Origin of the sequence: Polaribacter sp. 11A2H (genome assembly GCF_011379025.1) — a bacterium.
Taxonomy (GTDB): domain Bacteria; phylum Bacteroidota; class Bacteroidia; order Flavobacteriales; family Flavobacteriaceae; genus Polaribacter.
In genome coordinates, this window is sequence record NZ_WTLD01000048.1 from 1 (window position 1) to 949 (window position 949).

1 protein-coding gene is annotated in these 949 nt (G+C 46.4%); it reads left to right on the forward strand.

All coding sequences use genetic code 11. The annotated features are described in order from the left end of the window. Positions 1-121: 121 nt before the first annotated feature. Positions 122-814 (forward strand): tectonin domain-containing protein, encoded by a 693-nt coding sequence (locus GQS58_RS16850; RefSeq protein ID WP_161519136.1) that lies wholly within the window; start codon positions 122-124, stop codon positions 812-814. Positions 815-949: the final 135 nt, after the last annotated feature.

A 949-nucleotide genomic window follows, 5' to 3' on the forward strand; every position in this document is an offset into this window, starting at 1 on the left:
CTGCTGAATCCTGAACTAACAAGATAAGATTAAAAGTTGTGGAGCAATGAAGGTTTGTCGGAGCGTCCTGCTACTTTTTTGCTGCCAGTTCTTTCACACTCTGGCTTTAAACTGTAACGTGGTGAATGGTAACCTGAAGCAGATAGACGCTGGGTCTGGCTCCGTGGTTGGCGTGAACAATAATAATGAGATCTTCGTCCTGATTGATAACATCTTCACAAAGATCAGCGGGTCTCTAAAGCACTTCAGTGTTGGTCCTGCTGGTCAGCTGGGGGTTAATACAGCAAACAACATCTTTAGGTTTCAGAGTGGCGGTTTTGTTAGGCTTGAAGGGCTTCTCAATCAGGTGGATGCCGGAGGTGATCAGATCATTGCAGGTGTCAATATGTATGATGACATATTCTGTTCAAATATGGATGCTAACAACAAATGGTTATCCAGTAACATTCCTTGGATTAATATTGGTGGAAAGCTGAAGTACTACAGCTGTGGTCCATACAGCTGTTGGGGAGTGAACCACAACGACCAAATCTTCATCATGAAGGATGTGTCGTCTAGTGTCTGTTCAGGGTCCGGCAGCTTTGTGAATATTCCTGGACTTCTGTCCATGATTGAAGTAGCAACTGATGGCAGTGTCTATGGTGTAAACTCTCAAGGGAGCTTATTCAAACGAACTGGTGTCACTCGCTGCACACCCGATGGCACAGACTGGATCCCAGTGGTTGCCTGTCCCAATGGTCACCAGCATGTGAGCTTTGACCTGGGAGTGCTGTGGGTCGTGTGTGTTGATGGCTCCATCCGTAAATGCAGTTAAGGCACTATGGTGGGCCAAGGTGGGCGGTCTCGAGATTCTGGCAGAGCGCATGCCTAAATGTACTGTATAATGTCACTGCAGCAACAGGAGGTCATTCATTGACCGAAGCCTCAAAGTGACTTGTAATAAAGTAAT